The 25,180-nt window shown below is 41.8% G+C and carries 20 protein-coding genes and 3 tRNA genes; 11 read left to right on the top strand and 12 right to left on the bottom strand.

Annotation, left to right across the window (positions count from 1 at the left end; genetic code table 11):
* The first annotated feature begins 34 nt into the window (after positions 1-34).
* Positions 35-1,192 carry a tRNA epoxyqueuosine(34) reductase QueG gene (gene queG / locus PR795_RS05445; protein WP_036977931.1) on the top strand — a complete coding sequence of 386 codons (1,158 nt, stop codon included), beginning with the start codon at positions 35-37 and terminating at the stop codon, positions 1,190-1,192.
* Between the two features lie 674 nt (positions 1,193-1,866).
* Here the strand turns inward: queG and PR795_RS05440 are convergent.
* The 4 genes from PR795_RS05440 to orn form a co-directional block, all read right to left on the bottom strand.
* Positions 1,867-1,942: transfer RNA gene (locus PR795_RS05440), tRNA-Gly, on the bottom strand.
* Positions 1,943-1,982: 40 nt separating this feature from the next.
* A tRNA-Gly gene (locus PR795_RS05435) sits at positions 1,983-2,058 on the bottom strand.
* 40 nt (positions 2,059-2,098) lie between these two features.
* Positions 2,099-2,174 (bottom strand) — tRNA-Gly (locus PR795_RS05430).
* A 376-nt stretch (positions 2,175-2,550) separates the two neighbouring features.
* Positions 2,551-3,093 carry an oligoribonuclease gene (gene orn, locus PR795_RS05425; protein WP_036963232.1) on the bottom strand — a complete coding sequence of 181 codons (543 nt, stop codon included), beginning with the start codon at positions 3,091-3,093 and terminating at the stop codon, positions 2,551-2,553.
* Positions 3,094-3,230: 137 nt separating this feature from the next.
* Between orn and rsgA the strand changes: the two genes are divergently transcribed.
* The 4 genes from rsgA (at position 3,231) to PR795_RS05405 (ending at position 9,101) form a co-directional block, all read left to right on the top strand.
* A complete protein-coding gene (rsgA, locus tag PR795_RS05420; protein ID WP_036963230.1) occupies positions 3,231-4,283 on the top strand; it encodes a small ribosomal subunit biogenesis GTPase RsgA in 1,053 nt (350 codons plus the stop codon).
* Positions 4,284-4,428: 145 nt separating this feature from the next.
* Positions 4,429-5,322 (top strand): archaetidylserine decarboxylase, encoded by an 894-nt coding sequence (asd, locus tag PR795_RS05415; RefSeq protein ID WP_006662380.1) that lies wholly within the window; start codon positions 4,429-4,431, stop codon positions 5,320-5,322.
* 48 nt (positions 5,323-5,370) lie between these two features.
* Entirely contained in the window at positions 5,371-8,712 is a 3,342-nt protein-coding gene (gene mscM / locus PR795_RS05410) for a miniconductance mechanosensitive channel MscM (RefSeq protein ID WP_036963227.1), read from the top strand.
* A gap of 59 nt (positions 8,713-8,771) precedes the next feature.
* Positions 8,772-9,101 carry a hypothetical protein gene (locus PR795_RS05405; RefSeq protein ID WP_006658167.1) on the top strand — a complete coding sequence of 110 codons (330 nt, stop codon included), beginning with the start codon at positions 8,772-8,774 and terminating at the stop codon, positions 9,099-9,101.
* Between the two features lie 14 nt (positions 9,102-9,115).
* Here PR795_RS05405 and PR795_RS05400 read toward each other — a convergent pair whose 3' ends face one another.
* From PR795_RS05400 to pldA, 5 genes are all read right to left on the bottom strand, one after another.
* The gene (locus PR795_RS05400; RefSeq protein ID WP_006658168.1) at positions 9,116-9,913 is read right to left on the bottom strand and encodes a tetratricopeptide repeat protein; all 798 of its coding nucleotides are present in this window, start codon (positions 9,911-9,913) and stop codon (positions 9,116-9,118) included.
* 261 nt (positions 9,914-10,174) lie between these two features.
* Positions 10,175-10,987, bottom strand: coding sequence for a sugar/pyridoxal phosphate phosphatase YigL (gene yigL / locus PR795_RS05395; RefSeq protein ID WP_006658169.1), 813 nt, complete (start codon positions 10,985-10,987; stop codon positions 10,175-10,177).
* 19 nt (positions 10,988-11,006) lie between these two features.
* Positions 11,007-12,002: a lysophospholipase L2 gene (gene pldB / locus PR795_RS05390; protein ID WP_006662377.1), complete on the bottom strand. Its 996-nt coding sequence runs from the start codon at positions 12,000-12,002 to the stop codon at positions 11,007-11,009.
* A 9-nt stretch (positions 12,003-12,011) separates the two neighbouring features.
* Positions 12,012-13,838 carry an ATP-dependent DNA helicase RecQ gene (gene recQ / locus PR795_RS05385; protein ID WP_006658171.1) on the bottom strand — a complete coding sequence of 609 codons (1,827 nt, stop codon included), beginning with the start codon at positions 13,836-13,838 and terminating at the stop codon, positions 12,012-12,014.
* Positions 13,839-13,930: 92 nt separating this feature from the next.
* Complete coding sequence (pldA, locus tag PR795_RS05380) at positions 13,931-14,824, bottom strand: phospholipase A (protein ID WP_006662375.1); 894 nt, start codon at positions 14,822-14,824, stop codon at positions 13,931-13,933.
* 152 nt (positions 14,825-14,976) lie between these two features.
* On the opposite strand from pldA, the gene PR795_RS05375 reads away from it, so the two are divergent.
* From PR795_RS05375 to prfH, 6 genes are all read left to right on the top strand, one after another.
* Positions 14,977-15,447: a thioesterase family protein gene (locus tag PR795_RS05375; protein WP_036963225.1), complete on the top strand. Its 471-nt coding sequence runs from the start codon at positions 14,977-14,979 to the stop codon at positions 15,445-15,447.
* A gap of 149 nt (positions 15,448-15,596) precedes the next feature.
* Complete coding sequence (rarD, locus tag PR795_RS05370) at positions 15,597-16,490, top strand: EamA family transporter RarD (protein ID WP_006662373.1); 894 nt, start codon at positions 15,597-15,599, stop codon at positions 16,488-16,490.
* 686 nt (positions 16,491-17,176) lie between these two features.
* Complete coding sequence (locus PR795_RS05365; protein WP_036963223.1) at positions 17,177-18,550, top strand: APC family permease; 1,374 nt, start codon at positions 17,177-17,179, stop codon at positions 18,548-18,550.
* A 262-nt stretch (positions 18,551-18,812) separates the two neighbouring features.
* Positions 18,813-20,534, top strand: coding sequence for an amidohydrolase (locus PR795_RS05360; RefSeq protein WP_181480361.1), 1,722 nt, complete (start codon positions 18,813-18,815; stop codon positions 20,532-20,534).
* Positions 20,535-21,400: 866 nt separating this feature from the next.
* On the top strand, positions 21,401-22,537 hold the full coding sequence (locus tag PR795_RS05350; RefSeq protein WP_272516707.1) for an RNA ligase RtcB family protein: 1,137 nt from the start codon (positions 21,401-21,403) through the stop codon (positions 22,535-22,537).
* Positions 22,534-23,145, top strand: a complete 612-nt coding sequence (gene prfH / locus PR795_RS05345; RefSeq protein ID WP_036967696.1) for a peptide chain release factor H — start codon at positions 22,534-22,536, stop codon at positions 23,143-23,145. Before PR795_RS05350 ends, prfH begins: the two co-directional genes overlap by 4 nt.
* Before the next feature lie 44 nt (positions 23,146-23,189).
* On the opposite strand, the gene PR795_RS05340 is transcribed toward prfH, so the two are convergent.
* From PR795_RS05340 to PR795_RS05330, 3 genes are all read right to left on the bottom strand, one after another.
* On the bottom strand, positions 23,190-23,888 hold the full coding sequence (locus PR795_RS05340; RefSeq protein ID WP_232373736.1) for a hypothetical protein: 699 nt from the start codon (positions 23,886-23,888) through the stop codon (positions 23,190-23,192).
* Positions 23,889-24,080: 192 nt separating this feature from the next.
* Positions 24,081-24,665, bottom strand: a complete 585-nt coding sequence (locus PR795_RS05335) for a 2OG-Fe(II) oxygenase (protein WP_006662367.1) — start codon at positions 24,663-24,665, stop codon at positions 24,081-24,083.
* Positions 24,666-24,924: 259 nt separating this feature from the next.
* Positions 24,925-25,152, bottom strand: coding sequence for a hypothetical protein (locus PR795_RS05330; protein WP_232373737.1), 228 nt, complete (start codon positions 25,150-25,152; stop codon positions 24,925-24,927).
* Between the last annotated feature and the right edge of the window lie 28 nt (positions 25,153-25,180).

The raw sequence follows: 25,180 nt of genomic DNA, 5'->3' as shown, positions 1-25,180 counted from the left end.
TGCCTGCGAATCCACTTTTATCTAGATATTTCCCATGTCCACACGCCTCAATCTTGAACTTCTCGCCCAAAATATTAAGCAATGGGGCATCGATGCTGGCTTTCAACAAGTCGGTATTTGCGATACGGATCTTACCCTTGAGGAACCCAAGCTCCAAGCCTGGCTGGATAAACAATATCATGGCGACATGGAGTGGATGAATCGCCATGGCATGATGCGGGCAAGACCCCACGAATTACATCCCGGCACACTACGGGTCATCAGCGTCCGCATGAATTATCTCCCTGCGAAGGCGGCTTTTGCCAGCACGCTTAACAACCCTGAGCTAGGCTACGTCAGTCGCTATGCTCTCGGTCGAGATTATCATAAGCTATTAAAAAAACGCTTAAAAGTGCTTGGAGATCAAATCTTAGACTATTGCCAACAGTTTGAATGTTCCGATGACATAAACTTTCGCCCGTTTGTTGATTCAGCCCCTATCCTTGAACGTCCATTAGCGGTTAAAGCGGGGTTAGGTTGGACTGGTAAGCACTCATTGGTACTTAATCAACATGCGGGATCTTGGTTTTTTCTTGGTGAGTTACTGATCAACCTGCCACTTCCTGTCGATCAACCCGTTGAAGAACAATGTGGGCGCTGCGTTGCTTGCATGACAACCTGCCCGACAGGTGCGATTGTTGAACCCTATACTGTCGATGCAAGACGCTGTATTTCCTATCTGACCATTGAATTAGATAGTGCAATTCCTGAGGAATTTCGCCCATTGATGGGTAATCGAATTTATGGCTGTGATGACTGTCAGCTCATCTGCCCATGGAATCGCTTTTCTCAGCTCACTGATGAAAGCGATTTTAGCCCAAGGGCTGCATTGCATACGCCAGAGCTATTAGATCTTTTTTCATGGAGTGAAGAGAAATTTCTACGTATTACAGAAGGATCGGCAATCCGCCGCATTGGCTATATTAAATGGCTTCGAAATGTCAGTGTCGCTTTGGGTAACGCGCCCTATCAAGATAGTATTGTCCTCGCATTGCAAAATCGTCTTGGAATGAACCCAATGCTAGACGAACACTTCCAATGGTCTATTGAGCAGCAATTAAAGCGCCGAGCAGAAAATCAAGTCACAATTCAAACTTCGCAACAAAAACGTCTTGTTAGGGCAATTACTAAAGGTTTACCGCGAGACGCCTAAAAAAAGCCCACCCTTATATCCTAAGTAGTAAATTGTCAAACTGATGTGAATAAAATAAAAAAAGGCTTAGCCGACAATAGGTAAAGGATTTGCAAGTTGTGCTTAGCACATTTTGAACAAATATTTTTTTACTTTAATTTCAATAGATTAAAGTAAAAACGATGAACATTCATTTTGTGATAGTCAAAAGTTAACCAACACGCAACCTGTGGATAACTCTGTGCAGTAAAGTGTTTCCGTCTAGGATAGATTGAACCCAGACCCACTCAAATTGTGGATAACTTTCTCATGGAAAGAAATAATAAAAAACGCTGAATTTTACTTAACTAACTAAAGTAAAGTTGGTAAAAAATCAGGTTGAGAAGAAATTTTAGCTGAAATGGCAAAAATAGGATTTTTTACTATTCCGTAGAACGTTCGTCATTTTAGTCGAAGTTCTTATAGAGTGCCCTATTGCTAAGGGGTGGCTATTCTATGGCGCTCTGCTTATGAATGCAAGCAAAAAACTCACTTGGATCCTAAAAAGATCATAAATAATAAAAGGATCTTGGATTCTCATGACAAAAATTGTTTGTGCACAAAGAATAGACGCTAAAAGCCAAAATAAGTATTAATGATTAGCTATAAAACTAAAAATCAGTGAAGTATATTGAGGAGATACTAAGAGAAAAATTTGGAGCGGGAAACGAGACTCGAACTCGCGACCCCGACCTTGGCAAGGTCGTGCTCTACCAACTGAGCTATTCCCGCATTTGGAAGGTACTACTTTTGCTAAAACACTAAGAAAGTTTGGAGCGGGAAACGAGACTCGAACTCGCGACCCCGACCTTGGCAAGGTCGTGCTCTACCAACTGAGCTATTCCCGCATTCCGAAAATAGTGCTCTAGCTAAAACATCAAGAAAGTTTGGAGCGGGAAACGAGACTCGAACTCGCGACCCCGACCTTGGCAAGGTCGTGCTCTACCAACTGAGCTATTCCCGCATAACCAATTCTTGGTGCTTTAATCGTGCCGACAAAACAGTAAAAACTTCATCGGTACGGGGAGCGCATTATACGAAAAATTAAGATACTAGCAAGGGTTTGAACTCAAATTTTTTATTTTTTTGTTCGTTTGATGATAAAACAATCACAATGATGATTTTGTCATCGCTGATTGTTAAATAAGAATTTCAACGTGTTAAGTTTGTTAACCTTTTACTTTCTTATAATGACGTCACCTAATCTTCCACTCTCAAACCATCAACGCTTTCAAACTCGCGAGTGTAATTTGCCATGATGATATCTCCCAAACAATGCCATATAACTTGAGCATATGGCATGCTTAAGATTGCTATAATACTGGGTAATCTAGAGCCCGTTATTTAATAAACGTTTCTCGGTAATAGACCAGCTCGGCAATCGACTCGCGGATATCATCCAGCGCTTGGTGGGTATTTTTCTTGGAGAATCCAGCAAGGATCTCAGGTTTCCAACGGCGGGCTAACTCTTTTAATGTACTCACATCCAAATAGCGGTAGTGAAAATAGCTTTCCAATTCTGGCATATAATTAAATAAGAAGCGGCGATCTTGACCTACGCTGTTCCCACAGATTGGTGATACGCCTTTTGGTACCCATTTTTCTAAAAATTCAAGGGTCGCTAACTCAGCTTCACGTTCACTAATCACACTTTTACGGATTCGCTCGACTAAACCGCTATTGGTATGAGTATTTACATTCCACTCATCCATTAATGCCAGCTGTTCCTCGGTTTGATGAACCGCAATAACCGGACCTTCCGCTAAAATATTCAGGTTACTGTCAGTCACAATAGTGGCAATTTCAATAATACGATCACGAATAGGATCGAGTCCGGTCATTTCTAAATCGATCCAAATTAAATTATTCTCATTCTTTTGCATGATATGCCCTAACTGAATACGGTGGAGTTAAGGTATGATAACACCCTTCGTGCTATCAGTTATAGGTATGTCATTTTTGAACAACGTACCTATCGGTTATAATATAGACGCCAAATTATTTATGTGAGAGAGGTCAGGTGGCTAAGCAGAAACTTTCGAAAGGCCAACAGCGCCGCGTGCAAGAAAATCATCAAAAAAGACTCAAAAAGCAGAAAACGATTGAGATTGATGATAGCCAATTAGGTGAGGCTCAAGAGGGCTTAGTGATTAGCCGTTTTGGTCAGCATGCGGATATTGAAGCCGCAGATGGCACCATACAGCGCTGTAACCTGCGCCGAACCATCTCATCCTTAGTAACGGGTGATAATGTTGTCTGGCGCCCTGCTCTCAATACCCAAAGTGACATTAAAGTGAACGGAATTGTGGAAGCGGTTCATGAACGCCACTCTGTCTTAACTCGCCCTGATTATTATGATGGGCTCAAACCGATCGCTGCTAATATCGACCAAATCGTGGTAGTTTCTGCGATTTTACCCGAATTATCTCTGAATATTATCGATCGGTACTTAGTTGCCTGCGAGACAACAGGAATTCAACCCATTATTGTCTTAAACAAAGTTGACCTGCTAGATGATGAAAATCGTGAGTGGGTTAGCGATTTAATGACAATTTATACGGATATTGGTTATCAAGTTCTCGAAGTGTCCAGCCACACAGGCGAAGGAATGGAAGCACTCACTAACATTTTAGCAGGAAAAGTTTCCGTCTTTGTCGGTCAATCTGGGGTAGGTAAATCCAGTTTATTAAATACATTACTCCCTGATAATACACAGAGCATCTTAGTCAATAATGTTTCCGATATCTCTGGTTTAGGACAACACACCACGACAGCATCTAGACTCTATCATTTCCCACATGGGGGCGATGTTATTGACTCACCTGGGGTACGCGAGTTTGGTCTATGGCATCTCACGAAGGAACAAGTTACTAAAGGGTTTGTCGAATTTAAAGATTACCTTGGCGGCTGCAAATTCCGTGACTGTAAACATTTAGATGATCCTGGATGTTTGCTGCGAGAGGCGATGGAAGATGGCAGGATTGCCGAATCACGCTTTGAAAACTATCACCGTATTTTAGAAAGTATGGAACAAGTGAAACTGCGCGGTAACTTTACCGCTAAAGAAAAATAATCCCCAAAATCAGTCTAAAATAAGTTAGTGGGCGCTTACATTCGATCGATCGTTTCACCCGCTTTCTGAAATAATTCGAAAGCGCATTAGTTTCGGTTACAATAGCGCCCTTTCACTAACTTACCTTTAAAATTCAGAGGTTAACGTGCTAGATAAAATCAAAATCCGCTTGCAGTTTATGCTGCCTAAACAAGGGCTTACCCAACTTGCAGGATGGTTTGCTAGTCGAAATGTGGGCTTTGTCACCCAGTGGGCCATAAAACTGTTCGCTAAAGCGTATAAAGTGAATATGAATGAAGCTCAAAAAAGTGAGTTAACAGCGTATTCAACCTTTAACGACTTTTTCATTCGTACGCTAAAAGATGACGCACGCCCAATTGTGGCAGCCGAACATCAACTTGCACAGCCAGCAGATGGCGCAGTTAGTCAGTTAGGCTCTATTGATAATGATTTGATTTTCCAAGCAAAAGGTCATAACTATACCGTTGAAGCCTTGCTGGCAGGTCAATATGAATTAGCGGATAAGTTCCGTAATGGTGATTTTATCACCACCTATTTATCCCCAAGTGACTATCACCGCGTCCATATGCCGTGTGATGGTTTATTAACCGAGATGATTTACGTTCCTGGCGACCTTTTTTCTGTTAACCCATTAACCGCAGCCAACGTACCTAATTTATTTGCACGTAATGAACGTTTAATCTGCGTATTTGATACCCCTTTTGGTGCCATGGTACAGATTTTAGTCGGGGCAACCATTGTCGGTAGTATTGATACCGTTTGGAGCGGTTGTGTTAATCCACAACGTGAAGGCGTAATCAAACGTTGGACTTACCCAGAGCAAGATGAAGAAGGGGCAATTTTCCTACGTAAAGGGGAAGAAATGGGTCTATTCAAGCTGGGTTCTACTGTCATCAACCTGTTTGAACCAAACAAAATTCGTTTTAATGCATCATTGATCCCTGGCTACGCAACCCGCATGGGTGAGCTGTTAGCAGAGTCTGTTGATGGACAACAACGCACTGAAACTGTTAGCTAATCATTTAAACTATAATTAAGTTATCTATCGCTGAAGGAGCTCCTCACTGTGCGTTTGATTATCAGTTTTTTACTTAGCCTGTTAATCGTTTTTTCATCTTATGCGGCGCCAGCCTCCGTACAAGATGAAGCACAGATTACGCAGGAGCTTAAACAGCTTGATCCAAGCAAAAACCCGAAGGACGCTGAGGTTGCTCAAGCGTTACAAGGGGCATTGAGCTGGATTAATGAAGCCCGTGAGTCAGATAGAAAAGCCAAGTCATACCAAGATGCGATTGATAATTTTCCTAAGATTATCAAAACAATCCGCCAGAATCTGCTCAATGAAGCGGATACACCGCCTGCCATTCCCTCCAGCATTAGCTTAAGCGAATTAGAGCAACGTATTACCCAGCTCAGCAGCCAGTTGCTTGACCAAGGTCGATTAATGCAGCAAGAACAGGATAAAGGGCGCGAAATTAGCGAATCCCTAAATGTTTTGCCGCAACAATTATCTGAAGCGCGCCGCCAGTTAACCGATGCATCAACACGGCTTCAATCGCTCAATACTCCGGGAACACCATTAGCAGAAGCTCAATATACACTAGCTCAAGCCGAAGTAAGCGCCCGCAAATCTACTGTGAATGAGCTAGAAATGGCGCAATTGTCTGCCAATAACCGCCAAGAAATTTCCCGAATGGCGCTTGAGCTTGAGAAAAAGCGTTATCAACGCCTAGAGCTTGAGTTACAACAGTTACGCGATTTCCAAAACACTCAGCGCCAACAGAAAGCCATTTTGGCGTTAGAACACACGGAAATGTTGGCGGAACAAGGTGAATTGACGCCGTTCTTAAAAGAGCAGCTTGATATCAACCGTAAGATGTCTCAAGAGTTGACCGAGCAAGCTCAACGTATGAGTGCCATCACCACCAATCAAACAGAGATTTCCACAAGCATTCGTAATGCACGACAAGCGCTGTCAACGATCCGTGAACAAGCTCAGTGGATCAGCAGCTCAAGCACCTTAGGGGAAGCACTGCGTACCCAGCTTTCTCGACTGCCTGAAATTCCGAAAAGCCAACAGCTTGACCGAGAAATGGCAGATTTACGTGTCCAGCGCTTAAATTACGAAGATATGCTTGAGCGCCTCGCTAAACTCGACGTTTCTGTACAAGAAAGTGCGAATGATTTAAACCCTGCTCAGTCGCAAGTGTACCAATCCTTAATGAAAACCCGTAAAGAGCTATTAACCTCACTTATTTCGGGTTTTGACGGTGAAATGTTGGAGCTAACCAAGCTCAATGTGGCGACAGGACAATTGACTGATGCATTAAAAGAAGTGAAAGATGCATCAAACCGCTATCTCTTCTGGGTTGCGGATGTTCCAGCAATTAGCATCAATTACCCTGTTATTGTGGTCACAGACATGACCCAATTACTATCGCTGGATACCCTCTCCCAGTTGGCCGGGGCACTAGAGGTCATGGTCACCAGCCAAGATTCATTCTTGTATCTGCTGGGTTCTATTATCTTAGTGATTTTTAGTGTCAGTACACGTCGCCATTATCAAGCTTTCTTAGACCGCTCTAGCTTGCGTATTGGCAAAGTGACACAAGACCGCTTTTATCTAACGATTCGTACAATTTTTTGGTCCATTATCGTTGCACTTCCCCTGCCCATGATGTGGTCGGCTATTGGTTACGGGTTGCAAAGTGCTTGGCAATATCCGATGGCAGCCGCTATTGGCTACGGTGTTAGCGCAACCACCCCGCTGCTCTGGCTATTTATGATCAGTGAAACGTTTTCACGACCAACAGGACTATTTATTGCGCATTTTGGTTGGGATAAAGACGCGGTCAAACGGGCAATGCGCCATTATCGTTTAGCGATTTTTGTGATTGTCCCACTTGTGATGGCCATCATCACCTTTGAACACTATAGCGAAAGAGAGTTTTCTGCGACCTTAGGGCGCCTCTGTTTCCTCATTCTGTGTGTCGCATTAAGCTTAATCACCAATAACTTACGCCGTTCTAAAATTCCATTATATTTGGACCGACACGGCTCCGGTGAAAACTTAATCAATACCGCATTATGGTGGCTGATCTTTATTGCCCCTGTGATTGCTGCATTTTTCTCCGTATTAGGGTACTTCTCTACCTCTCAAGCGTTATTAGCTCGCTTAGAAACATCTGTGGCGATTTGGTTTGTGATTTTGATTGTCTATCACACTATCCAACGCTGGATGTCGATGCAACGCCGTAAATTGGCATTTGAACGGGCTAAGCAGCGCCGTGCGGAAATGTTAGCCCAACGAGCCAAAGGGGAAGAAGACGCACAATTTCCGAATGCCAGCGGCGAAGGGAATATTGATATCGAAGAGCAGGTTATCGATCTGGATGCCATCAGCTCCCAGTCTGTGGGATTGGTCCGCTCCATTCTCACGATGATAGCGCTGGTGTCATTAATTTGGTTGTGGTCTGAATTGCATACTGCATTTTCATTCCTTGAAAATATTCGTTTATGGGATGTCACCTCATCTATCAATGGTGTAGAAACTGTTCAAGCCATTACCATGGGGTCGATTTTTATCGCCATCTTGGTCATTATCGTCACTGCACAATTAGTGAGAAACCTGCCTGCACTCTTGGAACTGGCTGTACTTCAACATCTTGATTTAACACCCGGTACCGGGTATGCCATCAGTACCTTAACCAAATACAGTATTACCATTATAGGGACCATTGTCGGTTTCTCCATGTTAGGGATCGACTGGTCGAAGCTACAATGGTTGATTGCCGCAATGGGGGTTGGGTTAGGATTTGGTTTACAAGAGATTTTTGCCAATATTATTTCTGGTTTAATGATCTTATTTGAAAAGCCAATCCGTATCGGGGATACCGTCACTATCCGTAACCTAACGGGCAGTATCACCAAGATTAATACCCGTGCGACCACCTTAACGGACTGGGATAGAAAAGAAATTATTGTGCCAAACAAGGCATTTATTACCGAACAGTTTATTAACTGGTCTCTGACTGACACCATTACCCGTATCGTGATGACTATCCCTGCTCCGGTGGATGCCGATAGCGAAAAAGTCACTGAAATTATCCTTCGTGCAGCGAAACGCTCGACAATGATCCTTGAAAATCCTAACCCTGAAGTCTATTTAGTGGACTTACAGCAAGGGATTCAAATTTTCGAGCTACGGGTGTATGCCGGTGAAATGGGGCATCGTTTACCTGCACGCCACGAAATTCATCAACATATTTTGGAAGCTTTTGCGGAACAAGGAATTACCTTACCATTCCCACCTTTCCAAGCGCGTGTCGATGTGCGTAATAACACACTGCAAAGTGCCACAAATAACCTTTCAGGTCGCAATCCATCACGTGGTACTGGGGAGCTCTAAGTTTTAAGTTTATAGAGGGAGCTTGCTCCCTCATTCTTACTCGCAAAAAAGGCAATATAATGATCCATACAGTGGAAGCCCAAGACGAATCCATCAAATTGAGAATCACGCAATATGAGCGAGTGGGCTCCATACTGTTTTTTCTGATCCCATTGGTGATTTTACTGATTGTTGGCAAAAGCTTTGCCTTTAATACACTCTATCTATGGCAAGGCTTGAGTCTGCTATATTTGGTGGCTTATCGCTTACAAATTCGTCGATTGTCGACCCAAAAGCTACAAATCATGGTGCGTCGAAGCTGGGGATATAATCGGTTTTATCGCTTCTGCTGGGGATATTTGATTCTGTCGATTATTGGATTGACGGGATACCTACTGATATCCCGTTAAATTGAGGTAGATATTTAGCTTTCTTGGTTGTTACCGTAGGTTTTAATGTAATTGTCAGCAAGCTTCTGTGCTTGTTTTAGCTCTTCTGCACTCAGCTGTTCTGCAATTTTTTTCTGTAAGCGCTGACTCTCTTTGTTTCCACTATACACCGCGGTAGACAACCAAGCATAAGCTTGCTGAAGGTTCTTTTTCACCCCTTTACCCTCGGAGTACATAACCCCTAAACGGTCTTGGGAGTTAGCATCACGCTGTTTCGCTGCTTTTCTGAACCAGAATACCGCTTTTTCATTATCTAATGCGACACCACTACCTATCGAATACATTTGCCCAATTTTAAATTGCGCAATGACATTGCCGCTTTGTGCCGCTTTTCTAAACCAATAAGCGGCTTTTTCGAGATCTTGCTTGACCCCTAAGCCCTGTGCATACATGGTTGCCATATTTGTTTCTGCCCGAGTATCACCGTTTTTGGCAGCTTCTTCATACCACAACATCGCTTTATCATAGTCACGGCGCACACCAAAGCCATTAACATACATCGTTCCCAGTCGGAACTGCGCGTCTGAGTTACCTTGATCCCCTGCTTTGATAAACCACTCAGCGGCCACTTTCGAGTCTTGAGAAACCCCCTGACCTTTGAAATAACGCTCACCTAATAGGAATTGAGACGCGGGATCGCCTTTTTCAGCTAACTGCGTGATTTGCTCTATCGTCGTCTGTTCACTTGCTGTTGTAGGTTTCGCCGGTGTAGCAAGTAATAATGAACTATAACAAACAGATCCTAACAACAGCGCTAACGCAATTTTTTTCATCCTAAACAACCCTCAACAGTGCAGTATGGCAATTGGCAACACAGTAATACCCGTTATTATCGGCTGATCTTTCAGATTATACAGCCCAAACTTGCTTTTCATCTGAGTAGTTTAAATTTACTCGCCAACAGACAAAATAGGATAAACACCTTAATTTAGATAAATAGCACTTTTCGTTGCCATTTCATCTCAAAGGCAAATAAAAAGCCAGATAGTTTTTTATTCTATCTGGCTTTCTACTAATGCACATACAAAAACTAATTATTTGTTGTCTAAATATTTACTTCTCAAATAACGCGCTACCGCATCATCTTGGTTAGAACCGATCACTTCCATATGAGGCAATGCATCTTTTAGCAATTGATGAGCATTCTGCATGATGCAGCCTTTACCCGCTAGCGTCAGCATCTCTTTATCATTCATGCCGTCACCAAACGCAATGCTATCATGGGTTCCATAGCCATGTAATGCCGTCACTTGCTTTAACGCTTCCCCTTTAGACACAGAGCCTGCCATCACTTCAAGGCAACTACGTAAGGAGAAAGTCACATGCACTTTATCTTTCCAGCGGCGCTGAATTCGCTGTTGAAGATCCACCAGTAAATCATGATCTTCACTGGTGTAGTACACCTTACAGACTTCAGAAGTTGGAAAATCATGACGATCAAACAACTGATAATTAAAGACGGATTCCTTAAAAAACTCTTTTTGCTCTGGGCTTTCACGGTTAATAAACCAATCATCACCATGATAGTAGTTAGTGATGATTTCTGGATGATCAAACTCCATTAAGCAGAGTTCCTCGGAGATATGAGGATCAACATTATGCTCAAAAATCAGATCACCATTTGTATTGTGAATACGAGCACCGTTCGAAGTGATCATATAGGCATCAATGCCCAGACCATCACGGATCTGTGCAACATCGATGTGATGGCGCCCCGTTGCGAATACAAACCGCACACCTTCTGTTGCCACAAGCTGCTTGAGCGTATCTTTGGTGTATAACGTTAAATCATGATTGGGAGATAAAAGTGTTCCGTCCAAATCGGAAGCAACAACCGGATATTTCATACAGGATCCCTAACTATGGCTAATACTGCTCAAAAAAATCACAAATTGCATTGAGTGCCATGGCTCTCAGTGCATCTATTTCAAATAGGATTTCGTGGTGAGCCCCTTCGATAATGAGGGGTAATTTTTCTTCTCGTCCTATTTGCGCTTTTTGCCGACTTTGACAAAAAGCTTGTAGCTCTCGATTGCTGACCACCTTCTCTTCGCTCGCTTCAAGTAGCATCAGAGGGGTCTCAATCTCTCCCGCTTTCGCAACCAGCTCTTTGCCAATCGCAAAACTTTCTCGTAACCAGTGGTAAGTTGGACCACCGAGACGTAATTCAGGATAATCCGCATAGTAACGTAAGTAACGTCGATAACGTTCTTGGCTATGGGTTAATACATTGATTAAATAAGGTAATGGCTGCCACTTCCCCGTTGATACAGCGTAGTCATTTCGCACACTTCGGCGCGGTTCTGCCCGCTCAACAATAAAGCTTGCTAACCAATGGGGCATCGGTAAATTGACCCCAATCATGGGAGCACATAATGCAGCAGCATCAAATGTCACGTTGTCTCGAAGTAAATAACCCGCGAGAATAGCTCCGCCCATTGAGTGCGCCAGTGCATAGCATTTAAGATAGTGGCGATCTCTGACCTCTAAATCAATGAATTTAGCGAAGTCATCAATGTAATCTGTAAATTTTTCAACGTGTCCTTTTTGCGGATCGGCTAACATACGCCCGGATCGCCCTTGTCCACGATGATCAATAATAAAAACATCAAAACCTAAATGATAAAAATCATAGGCAACTTCAGGGTATTTAACGTAACTTTCACTGCGACCTGGTGAGATAACCACCGCTTTGTGATGCTTTGCATGAATAAAACGCACATAGTGAATAGGAAGCTCATCAACACCGAGAAATTGTCCCTCTTCACGTAACTGCCAAAAATCTAAAAGCGGACCGTTGGTAAAGGCCGAAAACTCAGTTTCTCGATTTAACCAACTGGCTTTTAGACTATCTGGCGACATGGCGTTTCCTCATTCATAACCTTCTAGATGGTCTTGGATCAAGGTCATAAATGCCTCTCCAAAACGTTCTAACTTACGCTCGCCCACCCCATTGATCAGCAAGAGTTCAACCGGTTTAGTTGGGCAATGCTCTGCCATTTCAATTAACGTTGCATCATTGAAGACCACAAAAGGTGGGATATTCTCTTCATCTGCGATGGATTTACGTAATTTACGCAATTTGGCAAACAGCTTCTTATCATAATTGCCATGGTAAATTTTGTTTTGTTGATTCCGGCTTTTGGTGACTAAAACTCGAGGAACCGCCAACTGTAATGGCATTTCGCCTCGGAGTATCGGTCTGGCCGCTTCGGTTAACTGTAATGCTGAAAAATGGGTAATATTCTGGGTGATCATCCCTAAATGAATCAATTGGCGCAATACACTCACCCAATGTTCATTCGTGTGTTCTTTACCAATGCCATAGACTGGTAGCTTATCGTGCCCTAAATCACGGATCCGCTGATTATTCGCTCCCCGTAGCACTTCAACAATATAGCCAATACCAAAACGCTGTCCAACACGATAAATGCACGATAAAGCTTTTTGTGCATCCACTAATCCATCATAGCGTTTTGGTGGATCGAGACAAATATCGCAGTTACCACATGGCTTTTGGCGGTTTTCACCAAAATAATTCAGTAACACCAAACGGCGACACGTTTGTGCTTCTGCAAACGCGGCGATCGCGTTCAATTTATGACGTTCAATATCCTGCTGCATTCCTGCCGGCTTTTCTTCTAAGCACCGACGCAACCATGCCATATCCGCAGGATCATAAAATAGAATAGCTTCCGCCTCGACGCCATCACGCCCTGCTCGTCCTGTCTCTTGGTAATACGCTTCAATATTACGAGGGATGTCAAAATGCGCCACAAAACGCACATTGGATTTGTTAATTCCCATCCCAAATGCGACGGTCGCCACGACAATTTGCAGGTTGTCTTTCTGAAAAGCATCTTGTACCCACTCACGCTGAGCATTTTCTAAACCCGCATGGTAGGCCGCAACACTTAAACCTCGCTTTTGTAATCTTTCTGCGGTTTCTTCCACTTTGCTACGGCTATTACAGTAAACAATACCGGACTTGCCTTTTTGAGCCTTAATGAAAAACCAGAGTTGATCTAACGGCTTATATTTTTCGACTAAAGTATAGCGAATGTTTGGTCGGTCGAAGCTGCTAACATGGATTAATGGGTCGTTCAGTTCCAATAAACGAACAATATCAGCGCGAGTAGTTTCATCGGCTGTTGCCGTCAGAGCCATCACTGGTACATTAGGTAACGCTCGGCGTAATTGACCTAATGAACGGTATTCTGGGCGAAAATCATGGCCCCATTGGGAAATACAGTGTGCTTCATCTACCGCCAGTAAGGCGATATCCCAACTCTCCAACTGTTGAATAAAATAGTCAGTCAGTAAGCGTTCTGGTGCCACATACAAGAGTTTAATTTTCCCTTGGGTGCACTGTTCCATGATTTGGCGTTGTTCGAGAGAAGTTTGCGAAGAGTTCAAACAGGCGGCTTCAACACCGTGTAATTTCAGTTGGTCGACTTGATCCTTCATCAAGGATATCAAGGGAGAAACCACCAATGTTATCCCTTGTTTCACCAAGGCTGGAACTTGATAACAGAGCGATTTTCCGCCCCCCGTAGGCATCAATACTAAGCAATCGCGACCATCGAGGATCCCACCAATGACAGCATCTTGCCCTGGACGAAAGGATTGATAACCAAACGTGCTGTTTAGCACATTTTCAGCGAGTGAAAGTTGATTGATAACGCAAGCGGTAGACACGAATTTCCTCTAGAGGTTGAAACAAATAGCTGCCCGAAAAGAGCAGCTATTGGCAAGATATTACCTTGAATTGACCGGAATGTCTGCCCAGATCACATGATATCGTTCAGCATAACACCGATACCAAAACGCGTTTGACGGTAGTTATAGTCTATCATCGACTCACCATAACCACTAAACAGTTGGGTATAAAGGCGCACATGTTTCGTCATCGGGTAGCTCCATCCCAACTCTGCATTGCCATAACCAGAGTTCCAGTTATAGTGTCCTGCTACCGAAATTACACTTTCGCCAAGGTCATAGCCCACTTTGACGCGATAATAACCAAGGTATTTATTGATATCTGGGTTGTCATCACTGCTTTCGCTTTCAGGAATGCGGTACCACGGTTTTAACTCAACTTGCCAATCCCCTTTTTGTGCCATCGCTCGGGCATAAACTCGATTCCAGCTACGAGATGTAGGATCTGAACGACCGTTCGACTCGTGGTTAAAACCTGTTTCAAACTCACGTAACGTCCAGCCAGCAAATTGGTTATCTAGCGCCCATCCCACAAAAATTTGGGGTTGATAGTTGGTTTCACGAAATGGTGAAGATTCTTTCTTGTTACTTAGTTGCCACCAAGAACGCTGAGTATAAGAGGCGGCGAGCACTGAGTTTTCCCCTGCGATGCCACGCCAAATTGGAAATGCCAAACTCAATTGGAATTTCACTTCATCGTTAAGCGCATCATTCCCCCAATCATAGCTCGCGATAGCTTTTTTATTCATCGACGAAGTATAGGTATAAATGATGTAGTTAGGTTCGTAAGGATATAAAACAAAGGGGTTATCATAATTTTGCAGTAACCCAGAAATAATACTTCCGCGAACGGGGGTATGATTTGCTGCATCCTGCTGTGCCGGTTCTTCGGTATTATCAGATGCAAAGAGTGAAACAGACCAGAAACAGAGCACAGAACTCAACAACATTTGTAAAGCGCGCATTTGCCATTCCTATTTCAACAGCAGTGAAAAAAAATTTGTCTCATTTTACACCGAAACATGATTAACCGTTGAAAGATTATTCATTTGTTTTCTAGATATTAGCACATACATAATGTTAACTTATGATTAACATCATAGACAAGGATCCTAAAATGAATGACCGCATCTATACCTTCGAAGAAGCCAGTAAATTTATGAGTGATGCTTTTATCTACAAAATGCCATTTAATCAACTGCTTGGGATTGAGCTTTTGCAAATGACGGATGACTTAGTTCAATTGTCCGTAAAAAATCGCCCTGAACTTATTGGAAATTTTACCCAAAATATTCTGCATGGCGGTGTTATTGCATCCCTGTTAGATGTGGCAGGAGGCATGGTCTGTATCAATCGGATCCTACAACGCATTGACACTCTCACATATCAAGATATTGCAGATAAGATGTCAAAGATGGGCACTATCGACTTACGCGTTGACTACTTACGTCCTGGTCGTGGTGATGTATTTATTGCGAGCGCCAGCTTACTCCGTGATGGCAATAAAATAGCAGTAACTCGCAGTGAATTGCACAATGAAAAAAACCAACATATTGCGACGGCAACGGCGACTTATTTAATCGGATGAAACATCCCAATAAATAATTAATAACCTCATTAACTAATAGCTTGTAAAAAAACCTGAGCAATGTCACATTAATGGCATCACACATCGAACCATCCGCTTTCTTGGTTTCGATCTCTCAGTTTGACTTTATATCAATTTCAGAGCTATTCATGAGCCAACAAAATACTACCAAAGGCGTGTTATGTGCCTTAGGCGCTTATTTTATTTGGGGTGTTGCTCCCATTTATTTTAAATCTATTAAAGAAGTTCCAGCCGAAGAAATTTTGACTCACCGGATTATTTGGTCATTTTTCTTTATGCTGCTACTGCTCACTATTTCACGCCATTGGAGTTATTTCCGCCAAGTATTAAAACAACCTAAAAAAATCTTAGTCTTAGGTGTCACTGCGGTAACAATTGCGTCTAACTGGTTGATTTATATCTGGGCAGTAAATAATGGGCATATGCTACAAGCCAGCTTAGGATACTTTATCAACCCTCTGGTTAACGTACTGTTTGGTATGCTATTTTTGCATGAACGTTTTCGTAGAATGCAATGGGTCGCGGTTGGACTAGCATTGACGGGCGTGTTAATTCAGCTATGGCAGTTTGGCTCTGTACCTATCATTGGGTTAAGTCTTGCGGTGACATTTGCAACCTACGGATTATTACGCAAAAAATTGGGGGTTGATGCCCAAACAGGCATGACATTTGAAACCTTATGGTTGCTACCTGTTGGTATCATTTTCTTATTGTTCTTTGCAGATAGTCCGACAAGTGACATGACGATGAACAGTTGGCATTTAAATATCCTCTTAATTGCCGCAGGGATTATCACCACTGTTCCATTGTTGCTATTTACTGAAGCTGCCAATCATTTAAGGCTATCAACATTGGGCTTTTTCCAGTATTTAGGTCCAAGCATTATGTTCTTACTGGCCGTCTTTATGTATGGTGAAGTGATGACCCAAGAACTGCTCATCACATTTGGCTTTATCTGGATTGCATTAATTTTATTTACTTTAGATGCGTTATATACACAGCAGAAGCTTAGAAGAAAATAACATTTAATTTTTCCTATTATGGGCATTCGTGCCCATAATATCGGACTTAAATTAGTGCTAACACGCTAATTATATTATTTTGTTTATATAGGTTTCATTTAATGGAACTAGAAAGGTTAAATTATTTTATATAAATAAGTGATTTTTATTAAAATTCAATTTAACTTTTTATCATTTTTATCCCGTTTTCAACCTCTTTAAAGCAAACCTGTTTTATTCTTTTATTTCAATAAATTACAAATATTTTAATCACTTGATTTTAGATAAAAAATGATTCATATTTAACTTACATTAAATTCTACGTTATTTATTTACCTTTCAAACATCAACTCGTTGAAATAAAACAGTATATTTATTTATTGAAATAAATGATTGCTTAATAGGAGCTTGATAATTATATTGTACGCCGCTTGTATTCACCCCAGCGGATGGTAATGGTCCGATTCATTACTGACGTTTCATTAAAGTGCGCACGATGACAGTGATTTTATATTCTGTCCTGGTGCGAGGTTTTCTGAAATTGAATACAAAGCGTCTACCACATACCTAATTCAATAATTAGCGTATGTAAAAAACAAGACATGTAGTGCTATAGCTGAAGTTATATGGCTGCATTTTTAGGTTCACTCGGCCTGTGTATTCAGACAGAGTTAACGTTGTTAAGGGCTTTTGGGAAGGGCTTCAAAATGCAACAGAATACCGTTCAAATGAAACGTGTACTGACCACCCCTGCGTTAGTGTTTTTCGGGCTTGCCTATATGGTACCGCTCGGGATTTTTACCACCTATGGACAAGTTACTGTATTAAGTGAAGGCCACCTGCCTATCGCTTATTTAATTACACTTGCTGCTGTCTTCTTTACAGCCATGAGCTATTGCCGCATGACCAGCGCACTCCCACTTTCTGGGTCTGCCTATTCATATGTGCAAAAAACCTTTGGCGGCACTCTTGGATTTCTTGTTGGTTGGGCACAACTACTGGATTATCTATTTCTTCCGATTATTAACTACATTGCCATTGGGATCTTTGTCCACGAAGCACTCCCCAATATCCCAATGCCAGTGATAATCTGCTCAACCATCGCGATTGTTAGCATCATGAACATTCTGGGTATCAAACTGGTATCTTGGATGAATATGCTGATTATTCTGATGCAATTTGTGTTTATCGCCATCTTCTTATACATCTGCTTCCAAAATGCCTATGTTTTAGATGTCGAAGCACTAATGGCGCCATTAACGGTGATGTCATCACAAGTATCAGGGCTCTTCGCCGGTGCTGCGGTACTGTGCTTAGCCTTCTTAGGCTTTGATGCTATTTCGACGATGGCAGAAGAGACTAAAGATGCTCGTCGTGCTTTACCAAAAGCCATTTTATATACCGTATTTATCGCGGGAGCGATGTTCATTGCTATCTCTTACGGCGCACACTTAATGTACCCGGTATGGCAAGACTTTATCCCGAACACCGATGTTGCCAGTATTGCAGTGATGCAACAAGTGGGCGATAAAATGAAGTGGATCGGCGCATCCTTAATGGCATCAAGCTTTATTACCGCTTATGTTATTGGTGTATTTGCTTCCGCAATGACATCTCAAGCCAGTATTGTGCGTATTTTCTATGCTATGGGTCGTGAAGGTGTGCTACCGCGTTCTATCTTTGCCTATTTACATCCACGCCTGAATACACCGGTATATTCCATTATTTTTGTGGCGGTAGCTTCGCTGCTGTCTCTTGTGCTATCTCTTAGCATGGTTGCCTCCATGATAAGCTTCGGTGCACTGATCGCCTTTACCTTCGTGAATTTATCGGTCATTAAACATTTCTATATTGACCGTAAAGCTTCCTTGGATAATACCAAACTGCTCACGTGTTTGATTATGCCATCGATAGGGGTTGTTTTAACCTTGTGGTTATGGACAAGCCTAGATGCAGAAGCCTTTACAGTGGGTTTATGTTGGTTAGCCGCAGGTGCAGGTTATCTCACTTTATTAACCCATGGTTTTACTCGTCGTCCGCCTGCTATATCCGATGCCGAGACTGAGATGATTATCAATTAATTTTCCCAGTACCTTTCGTTGATTATGGGGAAGCTTATCTTCCCCATTGAGGTTGTTGACAAAGCAGGATATAAGCGTCGTTTTTCCTGCTTTGTGTTATCAGCCGAAAATCAATGAATTGATTTTCCTAATTATTTTCAAAACCTATTCAACCTGCCACCAAACCTAGCCGGTTTGTCAGCAGTCTGTATGGGGAAGTCTATCTTCCCCATTATTTTTTTGGTTCTGGCTCCTTAGGAGCCCCTGATACAGACGGTTTACGATGAATAATAAAATTGCTGATGTGATTTATTTCAACGGTTATATCTATACCGCAGACAGTCAAGATAGCGTTGTTGACGCTATCGCCTTGAAAGATGGTTATATTCTTGGAACAGGGACTTCAAATGAATTGCATCAATATGTAGGTCCAGAAACAGAGAGCATCGATCTTGAAGGCAAAATGATGATGCCAGGGATCATCGATGGACATATGCACCCATTTTGGGGAGGCATTCAGCTTTTTGGCTGCCATCTGAACTATGAATCCCTGACTATCGAGCAAATTTTACAACGCGTGCAAAGCCACCTCGATAAAGACCCGCGCACGGGAGAAAATGACTGGCTAAAAGTCACTGCGTGGTTACGTCAAGGCATGTTACCTGCGGGTATTGATATGTATCGTGAAGATATGGATAAACTCAATACCAAACGCCCTGTAGTCCTGTTCTCCAATGACTGCCATACGCTATTAGCCAATAGCCGAGCGCTCGAATTATTTGGGATCACTAAAGACACCCCTGAGCCGCCAGATGGCAAAATTGGTAAGTACGAGAATGGTGAACTCAATGGTATTCTCGAAGATGCTCCAGCCATGCGTGCTGCCGATAGCATCCCATCGATCCGCGATGAACAAGCAGTAGAAGTCGCTGAGTTAGTTCAAAAAGTATTAAACCAACAAGGTGTCACGATGGTGATGGATGCCCGTGTTTCTGAGCAGCAATTAGATGCATTCCACCAACTTCAACAACGTGGCGAACTGACATTACGTTTCCAAGCTGCGCGAGAAATCACGCCTGATGATACGCCAAATGTTGCTGCGGTTGCCGCTGCGGTTGATAAAGCTGTTGCTTTCGCCAAAAAATGGCACCAAGCCGAATGGACGCCAGCACCTGGCATCGGATTACGTAACATCAAAATGTTTGTGGATGGCGTGCTGCAATATCCAACCATGACCGCATCATTGCTACAGCCATATCGTGTGAATAAAGGCACCGATGGCGCCCCTAATTGGGTTGAAACCGATAACTACGGTGACCTCTATTTTACCGCTGAGATCCTCAATGAACTGCTCGAAAAAATCGCTGCGGCAGGTTACGATCCTCACTTACATACTGTAGGAGAAGGTGCCGTTTCTATCGTGTTAGATGCGATTGAAAAAATGCGAGCTGCACATCCTGAAAAAGATATTCGCCCAGGACTCGCTCACAATGAGCTGGTTGACGCTAAAGACTATGCGCGTTTTGCACGTCTAAACACTATCGCCTGCTTATCATTCCAGTGGGCTGCTCCAACACCTGAACTGGCTGCATTCGAGAAAAACATGCTCGGTGAAACCCGCTTCCAGCAACTAGAGCCTATTGCTAAGTTTATTGATGCAGGTGCCGTGGTTGCTTTTGGTAGTGACTGGCCAATCGATGATTTTGACGAATGGTATGATTTGAAAGTCGCAGCCACACGTCGTGGACGCGATATTAATGGTCAACCCGCGCCAAGACTCGATAATGATCGGGACATGACTGTGATTGAAGTTTTGCGTTCTGCAACAATAGATTCCGCTTATGCACAGCATCGTGAAGATGTTGTCGGATCCCTTGAGGTGGGTAAATTTGCAGACATGATCGTGTTAGATCGCAATGTATTTAAAATACCTGCTGATGACATTGAAAATGTGAAAGTCTTGCGCACTATTGTTGGCGGTAAAACTGTTCATATTGCTTCGTAGTTTTTTAATTAGTTAAAATAGTAAAAAGTGCCCCAATTATATTGGGGCACTTTAGTTTGAGTGCTTGATATCCCAACCGGTAATAAGAAAGAAGAAAGAGTGGGGAATTCATTGTCATTAAATTGAATTAATTAAAATTCTCTCCCCACTCGGTGATTAATTGATTTCGTAATCCAATTTCACCTGAACGACTGTATTGTCATTATCAATATGCAAATAGCTTAATCTATCCTTTATTAAAAATGAGCAACCCAATATTGTTACGCAAATAGAAACTACAGCTATCATTGCGTACTTTGTCATTTCTCCTTGACCTCTCTTTTATTAAGAGGCACACTCCCGATTGTGTGGTTGGGAGTGCAGCCTCGTTGGTGAATATCACTAACGGGGCTTTTTCTTTCCCAGACCAAAAATAAATGCTTGAACTGAGCAAGATCAAGCACCCAGCAAAAGAGTAGCAAAGTTACAATAGCGAAAATATACCTGTTTGCACTTATCTTAATGAAATATTTTAATAATATTCAAATCTGTAATTAAATATCAATTTTCGTTTTGGATTATTATTTATCATAAAAATAATTAATTTCTAATTTATTAATTACTTTAGGATAAAGATTAATTTTACTTTTTTCCTCTTTTCTCTCTTGCAAAAGAAAAAAGTTCCCGTTAATATCCGCCGCGTTTTCATTCATTCAATCAATTCACTGCAAGGAGGTTCATCATGACAACAATTAATCAAACTCTTTGCGGGCAGACCCAGAAATAGTCTTAAACGTAAAAATAATCTTAAACGTTAGTCCAGCTATCTTCTCAAAACTTGCCTGCTAATTACCTTATTTTTCACTTTAGAAATGAGTCAATAGCTTATGGGCAATACCCTTCATTCTGTGAGCGAACATGTTAATTACATCGCTACAGAATCTACATGGATTGAAAGTAAAGCAATCCAACAATTACAAACAACAGCAAATTTACCCAACATGCTTGCCGTCGTTGGTATGCCAGATTTACATCCTGGTCGAGGTTATCCAATTGGTGCCGCATTTTTCTCAGAAAAACGCTTTTACCCTGCACTGGTAGGCAATGATATTGGCTGTGGAATGAGCCTATTCCAAACAGATATTAAGCGAGCAAAAGTTAACTTAGATAAGCTAGAAAAGCAGCTTTCTGATATGACTGACCACGCTTCCCAAGAATGGCTAGATGAGCATGTGCCTGACAAAATGAAATCCCACCGTTTTATGGCGTCACTTAGCTCGATTGGTGGTGGTAATCATTTCGCAGAATTTCAAGCCGTTGATAAGATTTTGAACACTGAGCTGTTCGAGCAAAGCGGTCTTGATAAACAGAAATTACTCTTGTTAGTACACAGTGGCTCGCGTGGTTTAGGGCAGTCTATTCTGCGCCAACATGTCGAACAACATAGTCACAACGGGCTCGATGAACATTCCGATGAGGCCGCAACTTACCTAAATGCTCATCAAGATGCATTGGATTTTGCGCAGCTCAATCGCCAGTTAATCGGGCTACGCATGATGCAACAAGTGAAAACGTCAGGCGAACAATATTTGGACTTGAATCATAACCTTGTAGAACCTTGTCGTATTCATGAGACAGATGGCTGGTTACACCGCAAAGGCGCAACCCCCGCTGATCGTGGTATGGTGATTATTCCCGGTTCTCGAGGTGATTACAGCTATTTGGTCGCACCCGTAGCTAATGAAATTAGCTTGAATTCCCTCGCGCATGGCGCCGGTCGAAAATGGATGAGAACTGAGTGTAAAGGGCGATTATCTCACCGCTACACGCCACTCCAATTGTCTCGAACATCCTTAGGTAGCCGAGTCATTTGTGCCAATAAGCAATTGATTTATGAAGAAGCTCCACAATCCTATAAATCAATTGATACCGTGATAGACAGTATGGTTGATGTGAGGATTATTCAAGTCATCGCACGTTTAACCCCCGTAATCACCTATAAAACCAGCGGAGACTGCGAATGATCTTATTACAGTTTTCTTCTGCTCAAGGTCCTGAAGAATGTTGCATTGCAGTAGAAAATGCATTTGCATGTTTTGTAAAAGAGGCTGCTTTACTCAAGGTGAATGCCGAATTACTAGAGTCATGCCCATCTAAGCAAGGGCTAAAATCAGTGCTGATTGCTTTAGACGGTATACATGCCGAAAAAATGGCAGAACGTTGGAGTGGGACGATTCAATGGCAATGTCAAAGCCCGCTGAGACCACGCCATAAGCGCAAGAACTGGTTCATCAGTGTGATGATGTTTACACCAATACAACCTTTAGAAGACAGTGAAATCGAATATGAATTTACTCAATCTCAAGGTGCAGGGGGGCAGCATGTGAATAAAACATGTTCCGCCGTTCGTGCCAAACACGTAGCAACCGGAATTAGTGTCAAAGTACAATCGGAGCGTAGTCAACATGCTAATAAAAAATTAGCCAAGGAGCTCATCCATTGGAAGCTTTGCGAATATCAATCTCAACGGCTAAACACGTTAGATAAACAACGCCACCTTTCTCACTACCAGATTGAACGAGGAAATGCGGCATTAATTTTCACCGGCAAAGAATTTAAGCAAATGAACTAAAAACAGGGGCGCCACACTATTGCGTGGCACCCCATGATTACGCATTAAGCACAAACAGGATAACCAAGATAAATATCACAAGTAGGATACGTCGAGGCAAATGAGCTGATGGTATTATTACCCATAAAGCTGCTATCAGCAGAATCCATCGCTGTGATCTGCTCAACTAATCGTGTTGCACGTGAAGAACCAAAGCAATCAGGTAATTGAGGTTCATTCAACGCATCTAGCTCTGCGCCCACCGTCTTAGAAAAACGAATACGCTGCGCCTCTAACGTTGCGAATTCTCCATTTATCCATTGATTTTGGATATATAGCGATATTACCGCATGGCGCACAAAGGGTGAATCTGAAGGGATTACTGAAGGGAATGGGGATTCCGTATTCGAAAATGACGCCAAACTCAGCTCTAGCGCATTAATACTGTCCATAACTTTATCAAAGTTGTCTGCATCACCAATAGTATTAATATATTTTTCTATTTCCACGATGTTATTTTTAATAATTGAAAGTTTTTCTTTATTATTATGTAAATTCATCTTTTCCTGATATATGAACTTATCGGTGGGTTTAATCTCCCGGGTTGTTAACGTATCTAAACTTCTGCCTGTATGTTCTCTTAAAATATTAATATTTATTTCCAGCTCTTTTTCATAAACCGCAAACTTTGCACTATAATCTTCAAATTTCAACTTAAACGAATTGAACTCGATTTGTGACTTAAATTTATCATTTAAACTCATTATATAATTCATCCTTTATTTATATTTTGAAATAGAAAATAAACTCATCTGATTTTCATTAGAAATCAAAATTAAAATAATCTAAAATATGAAAAATGACAAAATCATAGTTTATATACTACGTTTAGTTTTATTATTATGATGATTATATAACAACCAGCCCCCTAACGGGGGCGGCATACAAGGAGAACGTTAAAGTATTTTTTCAGTTAAAAACCAACCCGCTATACTTTCACGCTTATTTTCTGTGGGTAAGACTTCATGAGGAAAATTTTCTGACATAAAAAAGATCATTCGCCCTGCAACGGGTTCTAACTTAAACAAATGATTATCTTCATGGTCATAAACAACCAATTCTCCACCATCTTGAGGCTGCCATCGCTCATTCATATATAAAACCGTTGTGATTTTACGACGTCCAACCCCTCGCGGGTTATCAACATGTTTTTTATAGAATCCGCCATTGGGATAGCGGCAAAAATGGGTTTCAAAATCACGTAAACCAAGATAAAGCTGGCGATTTAATGCTTGCCTGATGTGCTCCATCTTATCCATATAACGAGCAACAGCATCTCCCATCTCGGGTTCTAACCAAATTGTTTGGTCGCCACGAATACTTTTATTGCCCTGCAATGAATCACGATGCCCAATGCGGGCGTCTTGTAATTTATCGGGGATACAATCTTTAATGGTATGAATCTCTGACAGATTCAGAAAATCGTCCCACACATACCAACCTTGTGAAGCAAGTGAATCAATAAGTTGATCAATCGACATGATGAATTTAAGAGTGATTACTAGGTAAGATTTTATACTTTATTAGTGGAAAAATTTAAAATTAAAAACTCAAATCCTAATGATTCAATAACCCTATCAATGCGAATCACTAAAACATTATGATTGCGAGAGTAAAATAAACAACTCCTTTTATATCATTAGCATAGAAAAACTGGAAACAAAAAAAGGACTTAAACAAGATTAAGTCCCTTATCTCATCAGCGAGAAATTAGTTCACTAATTGTAAAACTATTTAAAATTAAGCGCACATTGCTGTTCGACCAACACCGCCACAGTCACAGAAAGGAATTGATGCTTTCATAGAATTTATAGGCATAGAATTGATTGGGTTCTCTGCTGAAAAATAGCCTTCATTCGTGGGTTCAAAGCCTGACTGCTGTTCGGAAAGCATATCCAATAATGCAGGTTGTACATCTAATTGTACGGGATCTTTCATTGCCTTAAGCGTATCTAACTCAATATTCAAACGTTCTTCATTTATCTTTTTAACTAAA

It is taken from the genome of Providencia sp. PROV209 (genome assembly GCF_028479485.1).
Lineage (GTDB): Bacteria > Pseudomonadota > Gammaproteobacteria > Enterobacterales > Enterobacteriaceae > Providencia > Providencia alcalifaciens.
The sequence above is the reverse complement of the archived record's forward strand: the minus strand, read 5'-3'. Positions and strand labels throughout refer to the sequence as shown.